Source organism: uncultured Mobiluncus sp. (assembly GCF_963511525.1).
GTDB lineage: Bacteria > Actinomycetota > Actinomycetes > Actinomycetales > Actinomycetaceae > Mobiluncus.
This window is the reverse complement of record NZ_CAUPIY010000010.1, coordinates 60,502-76,443: the sequence shown is the minus strand read 5'-3', so window position 1 is coordinate 76,443 and position 15,942 is coordinate 60,502. Positions and strand designations below refer to the sequence as shown.

Below are 15,942 nucleotides of genomic sequence, written 5' to 3'. Positions count from 1 at the left end.
CACGGTTCAATCCTAGTCGCTTTCAAAACCGGCACGAACTTCGTCAATCCACCAGCCGTGCGCTACCATCCGGCCCACGCTGTCGACCAGCTGGGCGCGTTCGGCGACTTTGATTCTCTCGGTCAAGGTTTCCAGGTCGTCATCGTCGTGGACGGGAACCGCCACCTGGGCCAAAATCGGGCCGGTGTCCATGCCGGGATCAACTATGAACAGCGTGGCCCCCGCCAGTTTCACCCCGGCGCGGAGGGCATCGCGCGGCCCGTGAATACCCACGAAAGAGGGCAGCAACGAATTGTGGGTGTTGACGATGTGAGAGGGCCATTGAGCTAAGAATTTCGGACCCAAAATTTTCAGGAACCCGGCGCTGACGACTAAATCCGGGTCCCAGGACTGTACCGCTGCCGTCAGCGCGCTGTCCCAGGCTTCCCGGTCGGGAAAGTCTCCCAGACAAACCGCGGCGGTGGGAATCCCTTGTGACTGCGCCCACTGCAGTCCCCCGGCAGTCTCCCGGTCGGAAACAACCCCGACTATTTCCGCACCGTAAGCAGGGTTCGCGGTCGCTTCAGAGAGCGCTTGCAGATTAGAACCGTCCCCGGAAATCAGCACCACCAGGCGGGAGGGACGGTCTCCGGGCAGCTTTAAGACTCGCTTCGTCATAAGTCGATTCTAGCAGTGGGAAGAGCCTCCGGATTTTTGCCCGAGACCCGCACCGCGAAACGCCGGGTCGCGGCGCGCATCTGCGGGTGGTTCAGCAGGGCGGTCACCACGAAAGGCACTCCCCAAGCCAGCACTCCCGCATAGAGGGTCGAGCCGGTGGGGCCCACGTTCACCAGGCGGCCCGGCCCTAGTGAACCGCTGACAAACCACACGATGAGCAGCCCGCCCACCAGCAGTCCCGCCAGGAACAGGGCGAGGGACAACGCGGTGTCAGCCAGTCCGAGCTGGTGACGTCCACCGAGGTAAAGGCCCAAGCCAATTGCTAGTGCCACCGGAAAAATCAGGGGCCACCACCCTACTGGAGCATCCGGCAGCCACGCCAACACCGGCACCGGCGGCAAGTCGCCCCCAATCACTTGGCCGGGAGAAAACACTGTTCCCTGACCCAAACTGAGGCCCGGACCGGTTATCCATGCGATACCCCACACCAGCAGGGTCGGCAGGTAAGCGAGGATGGCCAGGAACATCGCTACGGAACCGAGCGCGTCAGGTTTCAGTCCGGTCCAGATGGTGCGCATTTGCTCCCAGCCGGTAATCAAGCCCGCGAGCAGGAAAACCGCGGATAGCGCCGCGCCTCCCCCAGCTAGCACGCGCAGGCAGCGACCCGCCAGGCTTAGCCACGGCCACGGCTCGCCCTCGGGGAAGAATGCTGTCACATTCCACCAGGTCAGATGCCTGGCGACGACAAAGAACACTATCGCCGCGAAAAAAAGCGAAAAAATGAACGCGCGCCACACCACCAGGGAAACCGCGGCAAAACCCAGGCACACCCAGGTCGGAAGGAGGAACGCCAATATCCCCCAAGCCAAAGCCGGGGCATTTGCCGGTTTCGCCGCCCGCAGACTCGCGGCCAGCATCAGCCCAATCAGCAGGGTGAGCCCCCACGGGGTGAGGGAAAAACGCATCGTTTCGCTGGTCAACTCGGCGCGGAACGCGGCGGCAAAAATAGCGTTGCCCACCATCAGGGCGTCGCTCCACTTCGTGCCTTTTTCCGAGGGCGTGGCGGCAGTGGGCGTCCACACCGCGATTGCCAACAGTACCAGCACCGCCCAGCTAATCGCCCAAGTCTGGAACCCCAGCCAGAGAGAACGCCAGGTTCCGGCAGGGAACAGTTCGGCGCGGGTAGGTTTGTGGAAAACGGAGCGCAATGCGGAGCGGAAAACAGAGCGAAAATCGGGGCGGCGAAAACGTTTCGTCGCGCTCAGTCCCGCAACACCGGTGCCGGTAGAACCGGCGGGCGAACCGGAGCGTTCCTGGCTGAGTTCGGTCGGCAGGGATTGGCCGTCAGGAGCGGTGGTGACACGGCGCTGGCGCCTCCCCGGGCGAGTTGGGGGACGCTGACCAGGACGGTTAGACCGTGCGTCCATAACTCTCCTCCCTGGCGCCGTGAGGCGCCTCATCCAACCTAAGTATAGGAAACCCTCAGAACCGCGCGGACTTGCCGCGCCGAAGCGGCCCGGCACACCGCCCTTGTGAATCCCGCCGTAAACGACCCCCGCAACCTGGCGCGCCGCCGATGAAACAACAGGGCTCCGGGGTAAGCGAGGCAAATTTGCGACTAAAACGACATTGCTGGCCTATATAACCACCAACCCCGATTTAATCCCCAATTAGCAACAACCCCACCCATGCCCACACCGAAAACAGCGCCAGAGCGACCCGGCACACCGCCCTTGTGAATCCCGCCGTAAACGACCCCCGCGACCTGGCGCGCCGGCGAAACCCGCCGCAACGCCTTGTGAACAGGCAAAAAGGACGCGGCCGAAACCTCAGTTCCGACCGCGTCTCTCTCAAAAGCTAGGGCAAAAACTATTTACTCTGCATGATTTCGCGAGCGATGCGCGCGGTTTCGCTCGGCGTCTTGCCGACGCGCACCCCGACAGCTTCGAGGGCTTCTTTCTTGGCCGTCGCAGTCCCGGAAGAACCGGAGACGATAGCGCCCGCGTGGCCCATGGTCTTGCCTTCGGGAGCGGTGAAGCCCGCCACGTAGCCGACGACCGGCTTGGTGACGTGTTCTTTGATGTAGGCGGCCGCACGTTCCTCGGCGTCCCCGCCGATTTCACCGATCATTACGATCAGTTCGGTTTCGGGATCCTTTTCGAAAGCCTCGAGGGCGTCGATGTGGGTCGTGCCGATAATCGGGTCCCCGCCGATGCCGATGCAGGTGGTGAAGCCCAAGTCGCGCAGTTCGTACATCATCTGGTAGGTCAGCGTGCCGGACTTGGACACCAAGCCGAGCTTGCCGCGCGGGGTGATGTCGCCGGGGGTGATGCCGACGTTGGACTTGCCGGGGCTGATGATGCCGGGGCAGTTCGGGCCAATCATGCGCACGCCGTGAGACTTCGCGTAGGCGAAGGCGGCGTTCGTGTCCTGGACGGGAATGTGCTCGGTGATGACCACCACCAGCTCCATGCCGGCATCCACGGCTTCGATGATGGCGCCCTTGGCACCGGCCGGGGGCACAAAGATGACCGACGTGTTCGCGCCGGTCGCGGCCTTGGCGTCGGCAACCGTGCCGTACACCGGGACGCTGACGGTGCCACCCTGGACCGAATCAGCCAGCGGGCCGTAGGGAACGACGTCGAATTCGACGGTGGTTCCGGCCTTCTTCGGGTTCGTGCCGGCGACAACTTTGGTGCCGTAGGCGAGCATCCGGGTCGTGTGCTTGCGGCCTTCCGAACCGGTCATGCCCTGGACAATTACTTTGGAGTTCTCATCAAGAAAAATCGACATTGTGGTGCTTCTCCTTTACTTCGCGGCCAGTTGTGCAGCCTTGTCAGCAGCTTCGTCCATCGTTTCCATCATGGTGACCAAGGGGTGGTTGGCGGCTTTCAGAATCGCGCGCCCCTCCTCGACCTTGTTGCCGTCCAGGCGCACCACCAGGGGTTTCGTCGCCTGGTCGCCCAGAATCTGGAGCGCGCCGATGATGCCGTTCGCGACCTCGTCGCACGCCGTGATACCGCCGAAAACATTGACGAAACAGGACTTGACCTGCGGGTCGGTCAGGATCACATCCAGACCTTTCGCCATGACCTCGGCCGAGGCGCCCCCGCCAATGTCCAGGAAGTTCGCGGGCTTAGTACCGTACTTTTCCCCGGCGTAGGCCACCACGTCAAGCGTGGACATGACCAAACCGGCGCCGTTACCGATAATGCCGACCTGGCCTTCTAGGCGCACGTAGTTCAACCCGGCCTCCTGAGCCTTGAGTTCGCGCTCGTCAGCCGCCTTGTGGTCGACCAGTTCGTTGTGCTCGGGGTGACGGTAGCGGGCGTTATCGTCGAGGGTCATCTTGCCGTCTAGGGCGATGATGTCGCCCTGCCGGGTTGCCACCAGCGGGTTTACCTCCACCAGGGTGGCGTCCTCGCCGGTGTAAACCTCCCACAGTTTCAGGAAAACCGGAGCGACCTTCGCGGCGGTTTCCGGGTCGAATCCGGCTTCATCGGCAATCTGGCGGGCCACGGCCGCGTCCATGCCAGAGGCGGGAATCGGCACCTTCGCCAGCGCTTCGGGCTTTTCTTTGGCGAGCTGCTCGATTTCCATGCCGCCTTCGACCGAGCACATCGCCAGGTTCTGGCGGTTCGCGCGGTCGAGCAGAATCGAGAAATAGAACTCTCGGTCGATGTCGGCTCCGGCCGCCACCATCACACGGTAAACAGTGTGGCCTTTAATGTCCATACCCAAAATTGCCTGGGCGTTAGCTTCGGCTTCCTCCGCGCTGCGAGCCAGCTTAACGCCACCCGCCTTACCGCGGCCACCGGTCTTAACCTGGGCTTTTACCACTGCCACCGGAGTACCCAAGGCGGTGAAAGCAGCCTTGGCCTCCTCCACAGTGCTTGCGACTTTGCCCGGCAAAACCGGGACTCCATGCTTATCAAACAGGTCACGCGCCTGGTACTCGTAGAGGTCCACGCTGTTCCTTTCATTCTAGAAATTATGTCTCGACATCGAGATATTTCTTATAGTGTATCGAAAAAAATCAGATTTTCCACCCCGATAATTCCGGCCCAGCCGCGAAAATTGCGTCTATGCTGGAAGTATGTCTTTTCAAGACGTTAGCGGAGCAAAGGAGCGTCGCCATGTCAGACCACGGTACCCCGGAAAAACTGTCGAAGTACAGACCGGAACCACCCCTCAAAGTCCCCAACAAAATCTATGAAACCGAGCTGTATCGGCTACAAACCGAGCTGGCAAAACTGCAACGGTGGGTGAAGCAAACCGGCGCCCGGATTGTAATCATCTTTGAAGGCCGGGACGCCGCCGGCAAAGGCGGCACCATCAAACGGCTGACCGAGTATCTCTCGCCGCGTGTCGCCCGGGTCGTGGCGCTGCCCACCCCTACGGAACGCGAAAAAACCCAGTGGTATTTCCAGCGCTACATCTCCCACTTGCCTGCCGCGGGAGAAATCGTGATTTTTGACCGCTCTTGGTACAACCGTGCCGGGGTCGAGAAAGTCATGGGGTTCGCCACCCCGATTCAGGTGCAAAAGTTCATGCAGCAGTGCCCGACTTTTGAACGAATGCTGGTCGAGGACGGCATCATGCTGCGCAAATACTGGTTCTCGGTGTCCGACAAAGTGCAGTACGAGCGGTTTTCCCGGCGTTTGCACGACCCGTTGCGCCAATGGAAACTCTCGCCTATGGACTTGGAGTCCATCACGCGGTGGGAGGACTATTCACGGGCAAAAGACGAGATGCTGGTGCATACCGACACGACGGAATGTCCGTGGTATCAGGTGTCCTCGGACTCAAAGAAAGCCGCGCGGCTCAATATGATTGCCCACTTCCTGTCCACCATTCCCTATACGGATCTGCCCAGCGATACCGCCCCCATTACCTTGCCCGATCGTCCGCCGTCGAGCGGGTATGTGCGCACGTCGTTTGAGACGGTTCGTTCGGTGCCCAATCATGCCGCAGAAGTCGTGGGGCGCGCCAAAGCGGGGGAGATTCCGTTTGTGACGTTGGATCCCGCACCGGCTGATGCGGCGTCATCGGCTGCCGAGAGTGCTGAGGACGGCGAAGACGACAAAAAGAAGAAAAAGAAAAAGAAGAAAAAGAAGAAGTAGCTGACTTCCACTGCAGACCGGCCTTATCCGCCGGTCTGTAGCGTTTTAATCGACCGGGGTGAGCGGGGCAAAGTTCAACAGCAGCCGTTTGGCGGCGCCCGTGCGGAACTTCACGGTGGCGATGGTGCCTTTGCCTTGGCCCTCCAAACCGGTGACCTTGCCTTCCCCGTAGATGTCGTGGTGGACTCTCTGGCCAACGTGAAGTTCGGGGATTTTGCCAGCCGGTTTCGCTTTCGCGGTTTTCGCCGGTGCAGCTGCCGAGTCCTTGCCGCCCGCCAAGTCGCGCGCTGTGGTCAGCCCTATCCGCGAGTTGGCGAACTTGCCCCCGGACGTGGAGCTCGACCCTCGTGAACCGGAGGAGTGCCGAGCGCCACGGTACGTGCCATAGCCGCTCGCAGCTCCCCCGCGGCCGCCACGCCCGCCATATCCGTAAGCGGAGCTGGCAGGTTCGCCGTAGCCGCGGGACGCGAGCCCACCAAAATAGTCCACGGTAGTGGCTTCGCGCCGGTTATCGACCAGTTCAGCCGGGATGTCTTCCAAGAACCGCGAAGCCGGCATGGTTACCGTCTCACCAAAAACCGTACGCGCGGCGCAACGGGTCAGGTACAGCCGCTGGCACGCCCTTGTGACCGCCACGTAAGCGAGCCGACGTTCCTCCGCCACGTCCTGGGGATTGTCCAGGGAACGAGAATGCGGGAACAGTCCGTCCTCCATTCCGGTCACGAACACGGTGTTGAACTCCAGTCCTTTTGCGGTATGCACCGTCATCAGGGTCACTTCTGGCGAGGCCGTGGGGGGCGCGGGGTCAGAAGGGCGTTCGGGCTGGGCAGTGGTGTCGGGGAGCTGATCCGCGTCTGCGACCAGGGAGATCCGCTCTAAGAAATCCGCCAGGCGGGCATCGGGCTCGGAAAGGGAAAAGTCCTGCGCCACGTTACGCAGCTCCGCCAGGTTTTCCACCCGTGCGTCGTCCTGAGGGTCGTTAGATTTCCGCAGTTTCGGCAGGTAGCCGCTGTCCTCCAGGGCCGTGTCCAAGATTTCGTCCAACGGGGCGCCCGCCGCATCCAAAGCCCGCATGGCGTCCAAAACGCCCACGAACTGGGCAATCCCCGTGCTGGCTTTCGCACTCAAGTCGCCGTGATGGGCTCCCCCCGGCAGGAATTGGCGCAAAGCCTGGCCAAAATCGAGGCTCTCGCTCGATGACACCTCACGAATGGTCGCGACCGCTTTGTCTCCCAAACCGCGTTTCGGTTCGTTCAACACCCGCAGCAGGTTACCGTCATCGGCCGGGTTCGCCGCGGCGCAGAGGTAAGCGATAGCGTCCTTGATTTCGCGCCGGTCATAGAACTTGGTGCCGCCCACGACCCGGTAAGGGATGCCCTCTCGCGTCAGCATTTCCTCCAGGGAACGCGACTGGGCGTTGGTTCGGTAGAACACCGCGAATTCGTCCCAAGCCGAGCCTTCCTGGCGCAAAGTCTGCAGCTCGCGAACGATGAAAGCGGCCTCGTCCCGGTCGGTGTCAGCCGCGTACATCACGGCCTGCACACCCTGCCCCGCTTCGGTCCAGAGATTCTTTTTCCGCCGGCCCTCATTTTCCGAGATAATCGCGTTCGCGACGGACAAAATCGTGCCGGTCGAACGGTAGTTTTGTTCCAGATAAACCGTGGTAGCGCCGGGGAAATCCGACTCAAATTCCTCAATGTTGCGAATCGTGGCGCCGCGGAAGGCATAAATCGACTGATCCGAGTCCCCCACTACCGTCAGTTCGGCAGGCGGCTGGGTATCGCCCGCCGCCCCCACCGTGAGCAAGCGAATCAGCTCATACTGCGCCGGGTTCGTATCCTGGTATTCGTCCACCAAAACATGACGGAATTTGGCTCGATACTGCGCCAAAATGTCAGGATGTGCCTTCCACAGATAGACCGTGGACGCAATGAGGTCGTCAAAGTCGAACGCGTTGGCGCGGTGCAGCAGCTGCTGATACTCGGTATAGATTTCGGCCGTGAGCTGGCTCATCTTGTCCACGCCAGTATCCCGCGCAAACACTTCGGGGGTGATGAGTTCATTTTTGGCCTGGGAAATTTTGGCGGCAAAAGACTTCGGGGTGAAACGTTTCGGGTCCAGCCCCCGACCCTTGATGATGCGTGTCAGCAGGGCTTTCGTGTCGGCGGTGTCGTAGATAGAAAAGGACCGGGTTACTCCCAGTGTGTCAGCTTCGGCACGCAAAATCCGCACGCAGGCACTATGGAAAGTTGACACCCACATATATTTCGCGGCGTTGCCGACCATGGCTTCGACTCGTTCACGCATCTCCGCGGCCGCCTTGTTGGTGAAAGTAATCGCCAGGACTTCCCAAGGGCGGATTCGCTCAGTCGCCAGCAGCCACGCAATCCGCCGGGTCAGCACGCGGGTCTTGCCCGAACCTGCTCCTGCCATCACCAGGAGCGGACCAGACTCGTGGGTCACCGCGGCCTGCTGTTCCGGGTTCAGACCCTCAATGATTGCGGCAACTTTGCGGGCCCGCCAGTCCTCGCGCTGTGCCGCATCCATCCCGGACCAGCCCGCAAAACCGGAGTCCGCGTCGGGGGTTTCGGGCTGCGTGACCGCCCCGCGTGGCAGGGCCGCCGACACGGGAATTTCGCCGCCAGAACCTTCGGCAAGGGTAGAAAACAAATCATTCATGCCTGTTGAGCCCACTGTTCCGCTAACGCTTTGATGCTGCTGAGCTTAGAGAACGGCAAGATTTCGCAGACCACACCTTCGGGGCCTTCGTAAGCTATGGCGAATTTAGCCTGGTCAGCCAGCGAAACGATGTCGATGGCGCCGTAGGTTTTTACATCGAAAATCGCTGCCTCCCGAAACGAGCGGGCCCCATCAACAGACAGCATCAACACGGTGCAATCCCCGTTGCACACCGTGCGTTCGCCGATGTAGCTGAACACGTCCGCATGAGGGGTGCCGGGGCAAGCGCCGTGAAACACTTCCTCTAGCGGGCTCATAATGTTGATGAGCCGGGAATCCATCGCCGCGGTGGGCTGGCCAAAAGTGTGGCCGCCGTCAGTCGATTTTGCCCACGTTTTCACCGTCGAGCCTTGGGTTTTTATCAGCAGCATGACTTCGGTTCCGTCACTGTTGGACACCGCCGAACAATAATCCACATTCGCTCCCACCGGGGGTGAGGCCCACCAGCTGGCACCGTGGTCATCCGAGCCGATAAACACCGCCTTGCGATCCCCTGATTCGTCCACGATGACACCCGCGTGGCACAAGCGCTGCGCCCACTGCCCTGCCGTCAGTTGTGTGCCGCGCCCGCGCGGAATATACGCCATCGTAAAGTCCCGCCCGGCAATAATCATGGAGGTAATATCTTGATGTTCCCAGGTCAAGCCGTCGTCATCGGTCCACGCGACAAAGAGCGCCGTTTGCGCCTGGCGCGAATCCCAACCCGGCACCAGGGAACGGGTATAGAAACAGAACATGCGTCCGGTCACGCGGTCATGCAGGAATGAGGGAACATGGAACCCGAGAAATTCCTGCGGGTTGCCGGCCGCCAAGGTGCGGGGTTCTTCCCAGGTCAAACCGTTATCAAAAGACCGTGACAGGCACAGGCTGGTCGGGCACAGCCGGCGATAGTGCGGTTCCTCGGGGCTGGCCGGGTTCGCGCCGGCGAGTTCAGCGCTGGTGCGGGTGGCGCACTCTGAGGGCAGCGCCTCCCACATCATCAGCAAGACCCGGCTGGAAGTGCGGGCAATCGCGGGATAGCGTGCTTGCGTGAAGCCGGAGGTAACATGGGGGGCTACCACGGTGCGCTGCATCAATAATCCTTTTCTATCCCGAAAATAATTGCGCCTTTACGTTATCACCTCGCACCCATTTGCTTCACCTTGCGGCGTGCCCGTACAGGTTCCCCGCTCCGTCAGCCGATGCGCCGGTCTTGGGCCCATTTAGAGAGTTCGTAACGGTTGGAAAGTTGCAGTTTGCGCAGCACGGAGGACACGTGAGATTCTACGGTTTTCACCGAAATATAAAGTTCAGAGGCGATTTCTTTGTAAGCGAAACCGCGCGCGATGAGGCGCATGACCTCGAACTCGCGCTCGGTAAGCGAATCGAGTTCGGAATCGGTGCCCACCACGTCGGCGCGCGCCGCCCCAAACGCATCGAGCACGAAACCTGCCAGCCGAGGCGAGAAAGCCGCGTCTCCCCCCGCCACTCGGACGATGGCGTCAACTAGGTCAGGCGTGGCAATAGTCTTGGTCACGTAGCCGCGGGCTCCCGCCCGAATAACCGCCACCACGTCTTCTGCCGCGTCAGACACCGACAGCGCCAGGAACCGGGTCGGCACCCCCATGCAGGCCGCCGCGACTTCTGCGCCCCCGCCGCCGTGGCCGCCCGGCAAATGCACATCCAGCAGCGCCACCGCGGGAACGGCCTGGCGCACTGCGGCAATAGCGTCCTCCACGCTGTCCGCTTCCCCCACGACCTGGACTTCGTCGGGATACTTGCTCAGTTCCGCAATTACTCCCGCCCGAAACAGCCCGTGATCGTCGATGACCAGCACCGAAATGGGACGTTTCGGGTGTTCGCCAGAAGCGGCCGGGTTCGCGTTTCCGTCACTCATCGTTTGTCCTCCCTCAGTTTTCCCCAGTTTGGCGGGGTACTTTCATCGCGACTTCGCAGCCGCTGGACCCCGACCGAATGGTCGCGGTGCCGCCGTGGCGCTCGAGCCTTTCAATGATGGAATGTTTCACGCCTTGGTGTCCTTGCGGGATAGCCGCAATGTCGAATCCGGAGCCGTGATCGCGCACGAAACATTCCACCGCATCCGACCCTACTTCCAGATAGACCGAAAACGGAGGCTTTCCATGGCGAGCCGCGTTTGTCAGGGCTTCCCTCGTCGCCGCCACCAGCGGCTCGGACCACGGTCCTGGAACCGCGTCTCCCACCGTGATAGTGTCCAACACTACCCCGTAACGGTCCTCAATCTCGCCGGCCAGCTCCTTAATGATTTGGGACAGGGATGAGTCCGCGTGGCCGCGATCTTCGTAGAGCCAAGAGCGCAACTGACGTTCCTCGGCACGAGCCAGTTTCGCGACTTCCGGGGCATCGTCGGCTCGCGCACGAATCAGGGCGAGGGTTTGCAGCACTGAATCGTGCAGGTGAGCGGCCATATCGGCGCGGACAGTTTGGCGGGTTTGCTCGGCCAGAGACGCCTTGTAAGACATCCAAAAGCGTGCCCAGAGCGGCAAAACCGCCAAGCTCAGCACCGCGATGACGACCAGGGTGATGAGTCCTCCGCGCAGTGCGTCACCCAGACTGATGGTTCCAGAAAATCCAATCATGACCGCAAAAATCACCAGGAGGGCACCGGGAATGGCAAAGCCCAGGAACCGTCCCATCCGCATCTCGACCAGAGACGACCCCGCCGAAGCCCCCACCCAAATCAGAGCGATACCGGTGATGAGGATGATGATGGTGATGAGGGGACGCAAATCGCTCATGATTTTCGGGCCAGAATAGGCTCCGAAGACAGCTATGGCGATTAACCCCAGCGCCAGCAAAATTGCCGGAACCGTCACATTTCGCCAGCGGTCATTACTGCCAAAATTCCCCCTGAGCTGCGCGTTAGGGTTCGCCAGTCGCGAATCTCCGGCAAACGGCACACCCGTCTGGACCCCGGGATCTCCCCGCGGCACAAAAATCCATAACCAGGCGTAGAGCAACAGACTAACCCCGGTGGGAGCTAAAACCACCAAGATGAGCCGCACCAGCCACAGCGGCATTCCCAGATGCAGCGCCAATCCTGCGGCCACCCCAGCCAGAACCCCGTCTTTACCGGGCGGAACCGTCCCAGACACGGGACGGCGCAGCGGAGGGCGCATACGAGGGGGTGCATCAGATGTGGCCATAAATCCAGTTTGCCATGGCTTGGCGGGGTTTCGCCCGGCTTAAGGGATTAATCAGGGACAAATCAGGGACAACCCCCATAGCCACCGGGCGCTGCAGCGGCAATGATGGAAACATGGACGAAAATATGAACCCAGAACAAGCAACTGACTCCGTTCCTCCCGCGGGGGGCGAGCCTCCCCAAGGCGGCGAGACTACCGGGACGAACGCGGCTACCGATGCAAACGCGGCTACCGAGGCGGACCCCTCTAGTTCCGCGAACCCAAACGGGACCGGTGATGCTGCATTTAGCTCACCCAACTCGGGAGCACCTAACTCGCAAGCAACTAATCCGCAGGTACCTTACCCGGATGGGACAAACTACGGAGCCGCGGGCTACCCCGGTTCGGGCAGTTTCCCGAGCAACGGCGCAAACTATGGAACCGCGGGCGCGGGAGGCTACCCCGGAGGCCAAGATTCCACCGGAGCGGCATGGATGCGGTCCAATAACCGAGTCATCGGCGGAGTTTGTGCGGGAATCGCCTCACGCCTGAACATCGACCCCGTAATTGTGCGCGGTTTAGCTGTGGTCGGTTTGCTGTTCTTTGGGGTTATTCCCTTGCTCTACGGGGCGCTGTGGTTGTGGATGCCCAGCCAAACCACCGGACGCAGCTTGTGGACCGATTGGCGCGGCGGCGTGCCCAACCAGGGCGGTGGTGTCGCCGGCTCGATTCTGTTGATGTTTTTCGGGGCGATGCGGATGCTGCCCCAAGGCATTTTTCTGTTCGATGTATTCGACATCTGGGACGGCGGGGACAAATTTGGCGATTTACTCGCTTTCTTTTTTATAGTTCTGGTTTTGTGCCTGCTGCTGGCGCCCCTAGCGGTGGTGGTGCTGCTCATCGTTCACTTTGTGAACCAGAGCAAGACCGGTACATCGCCAGCCGGGAACGCTTACGTTCCTGGTCCCACCGGCTTTGTTTCCACCCCTCAGGCACCCGCCGGTCCAGTCCCCGCGGACGGTCTTCACGATGCCTCCGCTTCCCCAGCAGCACCCGCTACCGGCTTCACCCCGCCTACTACCAGCTTTGCGGCTCCCACCACCGGCTTTACGGCTCCAAACCCGGGCTTTACCGTCCCCGCTGCCGGCCCCGCAACTCCCTCCAGCGCCACCTCGACCATGTCTGCCCCACCTCATCCGCAGCCAAGGACGATTTTGGCGCCGCGCATTCCCGGACCGAGCCGCACTCTCAGTCTCACGGTCGGCGGGTTGGTTTTGCTGTCGATTTTCACCGGCATCCTGCTGCCTCTGATAGGGGTGCTTGACCCGCTAAGTTCCGTACTTTTGGCTGTCGGTCTGCTGACGATGGTGCTGGGGGGTGGCATGTTGGTAGCAGCCCTGCAGAAACGACGGACGGGCTGGCTTGCCGTCGTCACCCCGCTGGTGATTTTGTTCGTAACGCTGCCCCTGGCAACAGTGGGAATGTCCGTGATGCCCCAGCTGCGCGAGCTGCGTTCCACCATTGACTGGCACGATTTTCCTGAAACGTTTAGCTACCAGAGCAACGATTTACACCCCGGAGACGAGCTCAGCGCCATTCGCGGCGGCGCTAATATCGACCTACGTGCCACGAACCCTGGTAAACCCATCACAGTCAATCTGGTCAACGGGAATGTCTCAATTTATACGCTGCCAGAACAAAACGTTGACCTGGAAATCAACTTAGCCCAAGGCAACGTGACAACTTCCACCCTGAAAGACAGCAAATGGGACATGAGCGAAACCTTTTTACAGTCCTCATCCGTTGAAAAACACCGTCCACAATACTTCACTATGGACGGCAATCAGCGCGTGGAATTCGTGGATCGAACCAAGGAATATGAGGCCGCTAACATCAGTCTGGGCAGTTCAGAGGTGACGAAACTAAAAATCCAACACGACGTCCCGCTGTCGGACAACACGCCAGGAAACCAGACCAAACCCCAAACTGTCGAAATCAACCTGGCACACGGAACCGTGTCGCTCTATGAACGTCCCCCCGTGGATTTATGGAACGGCGCGGTGCTGCCTGACGGGCACTTCCTGGTCAACTATGTGTTGAATGGTCGGGATTTGATGACTGCCAATCTGCCGGAATACAACAGCACTGAGGTCGGCTCTGAAAACGACAGTAGCGCTGCACTGCGAGAGTTTCGACGCCGCGCCGTATCCGGAGACGGAACTATCGAATTCAAAACGGCCGACGGAATTGAGGGTGACCCCATAGCGCTGGGCGGACAAACCGTGTCTGAACTGGACATAGACAACACGCTGACTCTCGCTGACGTTCAGTCAGGCAAGGCCGGGAAGTGGACGGACGCCAACCAAGACGGATTCAACGACCTGTTCCAGCCCGGCGGCAGCAAGTGGAAACCCGGCGATAACCTGTTTGACCCGCTAAACGGAACCCCGCGCTCCTCCGCCAGGAGCAGCGAAACCCCGAGCAGACCGGCCACGCCCGTCCCCCCGGATTCATCCACGACGCCTTCCCCGAACCGCGCCCCCGACCTTGAGAACAACTAATTAGGTGACAACTATGGAAAACACAACGGAAACCATCCCCCTCACTCCCGACTTGGAGGAAGGAAAAACGCCGGAACCACCCGTGGAACCGCCCTTGGAACCCCGCCGTGAGCATCGCAGCCTGGCCGCCATCGCCTTCAGCGTGGTGTTTATCCTCATTGGTTTGGTAGTTTTCGGCGCCGCCCTGGGCGTCGTCGTGTCGCTGTGGACGCTAGTCCTGCTGGTATTCGGGACCTCCGGGGTCGCCCTACTGGTTAGCGCCCTAACAGAATCACGCCGCTAGAGCGCGCGAAGACTAATGCTGCGCGCGCAGCTGGGCGGTATCGAAAGAGTCGCGCCCTTCGGCCTGCAGCGCTTCCAGCGGATAGTTCTGCTTGAACTTGAACCAATGCCGCTGGGTGGAAAGCCACACATAGAGACGACGCCGCAGGTATCGCAGGGAAAACTGTCTTTCCGCCGGAGCCAGCAAAGGATTAAAGACTTTGCCCGCCCGGTGCAGCGACTTGACTTGACGGCGCACCTGACCTGTCGTGTACTTCAAAATCAGACGTAACGGCAACACCGTATAGAGAATCGTGTCGAAGTGAGACTTCGGCTCAGTAGGTCGGTGATAGATGACGTCGTTAATCAAAGCGGGCAGCGGGTTATTTCCGGCAGCGGTGTTGTAATAGAGATTCCTGCCGATGCGGGGGTTGACCTCAAAGAAGTAAGCCTGACCGGTGGCACTGTCGACCTTGACATCAAAGTTTGCGAAACCATGCCAGCCGATACCGGTCAGGAAATCGCTGGCCTGACGATACAGTTCAGGGTAGCTTTCTGTAATCATCGCGGCCGGATTGCCCAGGGCGGTCGGAACGTGGTCTTCCAGCAGCACGTGAGCCGACCCCAGGAAACTAACCCGTTTGTCCGCGTCCACATACACTGTTATGGACAAGCTGTGCGTGTCGTTTCCGGACACCCGCGGCTGGGCCACGAACCGGCGCGCATCCGGGTTCCCGGCAGTGTGTGTTTCCAGCTCCTCCAGAATCGCTCGAGCCCGACGCGGACTATCAGCTGTATAAACCTTAGATTTGCCCGGCCAGCGCAGCCGCTCATAGCCATAGGACTGGCACGGCTTGATAATCAGCGGATATTTGTCCCCCAGATTTTCGGTGATGGCATCCATCAGGGCGGTCGTTCCATCATCGAGGTTGAGCTCCAGAGTAGTGGGAACCCGCAACCCGTACTTTTCGGCAGCCTTGGCGAAATGCGCCTTGTCATTGGTCAATTCGATGACGTCCACACTGGGAAAGACAAAACGGTAATAAGGAGCCAGCCGGGAGGCGTTCCTCTGGATGTTGACCACGTGGGTATCTTGGTTCGCCACCAAAACCAGCGGAGTATCCGGGTAGCGCGCCACCAATTCGGGACCCATCTCAATGAGTTTTTCAATGAATGCCACATGGTTCGTGTCCGTTGCGCTTCCGTCGACATGAATCACCTCCAGCAGGCGCGAATGCCGAATCGGCCCCAGCACCATAGGGGTGAATACCAGGGACTTTACGTGCCATTGCTCATAAAATGAGCGCGCGTAACCATAAGTTCCAATGTCGCCGGCCAGGATGAGCGGAATAAATGGCGCAGTGGATTTGCTTTCAGATGTATTCATTGATGATCTCCTGTAGCAGGCGACTCGGCGAGGGGGTTGTCCCCCGCCGAGCCACCAGAGTTTTTAGCAGC

The 15,942-nt window shown here is 60.4% G+C and carries 13 protein-coding genes; 3 read left to right on the top strand and 10 right to left on the bottom strand.

Annotated elements, in window-relative coordinates; all coding sequences use genetic code 11:
- Positions 1–12 precede the first annotated feature (12 nt).
- From purN to sucC, 4 genes are all read right to left on the bottom strand, one after another.
- On the bottom strand, positions 13–657 hold the full coding sequence (purN, locus tag RQ935_RS07905) for a phosphoribosylglycinamide formyltransferase (RefSeq protein ID WP_311497900.1): 645 nt from the start codon (positions 655–657) through the stop codon (positions 13–15).
- The gene (locus tag RQ935_RS07900) at positions 654–2,084 is read right to left on the bottom strand and encodes a DUF6350 family protein (protein WP_311497899.1); all 1,431 of its coding nucleotides are present in this window, start codon (positions 2,082–2,084) and stop codon (positions 654–656) included. The genes purN and RQ935_RS07900 overlap by 4 nt, the downstream gene beginning before the upstream one ends.
- 442 nt (positions 2,085–2,526) lie before the next feature.
- Positions 2,527–3,450 carry a succinate--CoA ligase subunit alpha gene (gene sucD / locus RQ935_RS07895; protein WP_311497898.1) on the bottom strand — a complete coding sequence of 308 codons (924 nt, stop codon included), beginning with the start codon at positions 3,448–3,450 and terminating at the stop codon, positions 2,527–2,529.
- Positions 3,451–3,465: 15 nt separating this feature from the next.
- Positions 3,466–4,626, bottom strand: a complete 1,161-nt coding sequence (gene sucC / locus RQ935_RS07890; RefSeq protein ID WP_299296571.1) for an ADP-forming succinate--CoA ligase subunit beta — start codon at positions 4,624–4,626, stop codon at positions 3,466–3,468.
- Between the two features lie 167 nt (positions 4,627–4,793).
- Between sucC and ppk2 the strand changes: the two genes are divergently transcribed.
- Positions 4,794–5,780 carry a polyphosphate kinase 2 gene (ppk2, locus tag RQ935_RS07885; RefSeq protein ID WP_311497897.1) on the top strand — a complete coding sequence of 329 codons (987 nt, stop codon included), beginning with the start codon at positions 4,794–4,796 and terminating at the stop codon, positions 5,778–5,780.
- Positions 5,781–5,825: 45 nt separating this feature from the next.
- On the opposite strand, the gene RQ935_RS07880 is transcribed toward ppk2, so the two are convergent.
- From RQ935_RS07880 to RQ935_RS07860, 5 genes are all read right to left on the bottom strand, one after another.
- On the bottom strand, positions 5,826–8,459 hold the full coding sequence (locus RQ935_RS07880) for a UvrD-helicase domain-containing protein (protein ID WP_311497896.1): 2,634 nt from the start codon (positions 8,457–8,459) through the stop codon (positions 5,826–5,828).
- On the bottom strand, positions 8,456–9,592 hold the full coding sequence (locus tag RQ935_RS07875) for a sialidase family protein (RefSeq protein ID WP_311497895.1): 1,137 nt from the start codon (positions 9,590–9,592) through the stop codon (positions 8,456–8,458). Before RQ935_RS07875 ends, RQ935_RS07880 begins: the two co-directional genes overlap by 4 nt.
- Positions 9,593–9,693: 101 nt before the next feature.
- Complete coding sequence (locus RQ935_RS07870) at positions 9,694–10,395, bottom strand: response regulator transcription factor (RefSeq protein ID WP_311497894.1); 702 nt, start codon at positions 10,393–10,395, stop codon at positions 9,694–9,696.
- A 13-nt stretch (positions 10,396–10,408) separates the two neighbouring features.
- The gene (locus RQ935_RS07865; RefSeq protein WP_311497893.1) at positions 10,409–11,683 is read right to left on the bottom strand and encodes a PspC domain-containing protein; all 1,275 of its coding nucleotides are present in this window, start codon (positions 11,681–11,683) and stop codon (positions 10,409–10,411) included.
- Positions 11,670–11,798, bottom strand: coding sequence for a hypothetical protein (locus RQ935_RS07860; protein WP_311497892.1), 129 nt, complete (start codon positions 11,796–11,798; stop codon positions 11,670–11,672). Before RQ935_RS07860 ends, RQ935_RS07865 begins: the two co-directional genes overlap by 14 nt.
- On the opposite strand from RQ935_RS07860, the gene RQ935_RS07855 reads away from it, so the two are divergent.
- Both RQ935_RS07855 and RQ935_RS07850 read left to right on the top strand, forming a co-directional pair.
- Positions 11,797–14,223: a PspC domain-containing protein gene (locus RQ935_RS07855; RefSeq protein ID WP_311497891.1), complete on the top strand. Its 2,427-nt coding sequence runs from the start codon at positions 11,797–11,799 to the stop codon at positions 14,221–14,223. The genes RQ935_RS07860 and RQ935_RS07855 overlap by 2 nt on opposite strands.
- A gap of 13 nt (positions 14,224–14,236) precedes the next feature.
- Positions 14,237–14,506 (top strand): MFS transporter, encoded by a 270-nt coding sequence (locus RQ935_RS07850; protein ID WP_308534815.1) that lies wholly within the window; start codon positions 14,237–14,239, stop codon positions 14,504–14,506.
- A gap of 12 nt (positions 14,507–14,518) precedes the next feature.
- Here RQ935_RS07850 and RQ935_RS07845 read toward each other — a convergent pair whose 3' ends face one another.
- On the bottom strand, positions 14,519–15,871 hold the full coding sequence (locus RQ935_RS07845) for a carboxylate--amine ligase (protein ID WP_311497890.1): 1,353 nt from the start codon (positions 15,869–15,871) through the stop codon (positions 14,519–14,521).
- Positions 15,872–15,942: the final 71 nt, after the last annotated feature.

What these genes read in the sequence shown, in the direction of transcription:
- RQ935_RS07870 (WP_311497894.1), bottom strand. Translation starts at nt 10,395, where the DNA reads ATGAGTGACGGAAACGCGAACCCGGCCGCTTCTGGCGAACACCCGAAA.
- ppk2 (WP_311497897.1), top strand. Translation starts at nt 4,794, where the DNA reads ATGTCAGACCACGGTACCCCGGAAAAACTGTCGAAGTACAGACCGGAA.
- RQ935_RS07900 (WP_311497899.1), bottom strand. Translation starts at nt 2,084, where the DNA reads ATGGACGCACGGTCTAACCGTCCTGGTCAGCGTCCCCCAACTCGCCCG.
- RQ935_RS07850 (WP_308534815.1), top strand. Translation starts at nt 14,237, where the DNA reads ATGGAAAACACAACGGAAACCATCCCCCTCACTCCCGACTTGGAGGAA.
- sucD (WP_311497898.1), bottom strand. Translation starts at nt 3,450, where the DNA reads ATGTCGATTTTTCTTGATGAGAACTCCAAAGTAATTGTCCAGGGCATG.
- RQ935_RS07860 (WP_311497892.1), bottom strand. Translation starts at nt 11,798, where the DNA reads ATGTTTCCATCATTGCCGCTGCAGCGCCCGGTGGCTATGGGGGTTGTC.
- RQ935_RS07880 (WP_311497896.1), bottom strand. Translation starts at nt 8,459, where the DNA reads ATGAATGATTTGTTTTCTACCCTTGCCGAAGGTTCTGGCGGCGAAATT.
- RQ935_RS07855 (WP_311497891.1), top strand. Translation starts at nt 11,797, where the DNA reads ATGGACGAAAATATGAACCCAGAACAAGCAACTGACTCCGTTCCTCCC.
- purN (WP_311497900.1), bottom strand. Translation starts at nt 657, where the DNA reads ATGACGAAGCGAGTCTTAAAGCTGCCCGGAGACCGTCCCTCCCGCCTG.
- RQ935_RS07875 (WP_311497895.1), bottom strand. Translation starts at nt 9,592, where the DNA reads ATGCAGCGCACCGTGGTAGCCCCCCATGTTACCTCCGGCTTCACGCAA.
- RQ935_RS07845 (WP_311497890.1), bottom strand. Translation starts at nt 15,871, where the DNA reads ATGAATACATCTGAAAGCAAATCCACTGCGCCATTTATTCCGCTCATC.
- RQ935_RS07865 (WP_311497893.1), bottom strand. Translation starts at nt 11,683, where the DNA reads ATGGCCACATCTGATGCACCCCCTCGTATGCGCCCTCCGCTGCGCCGT.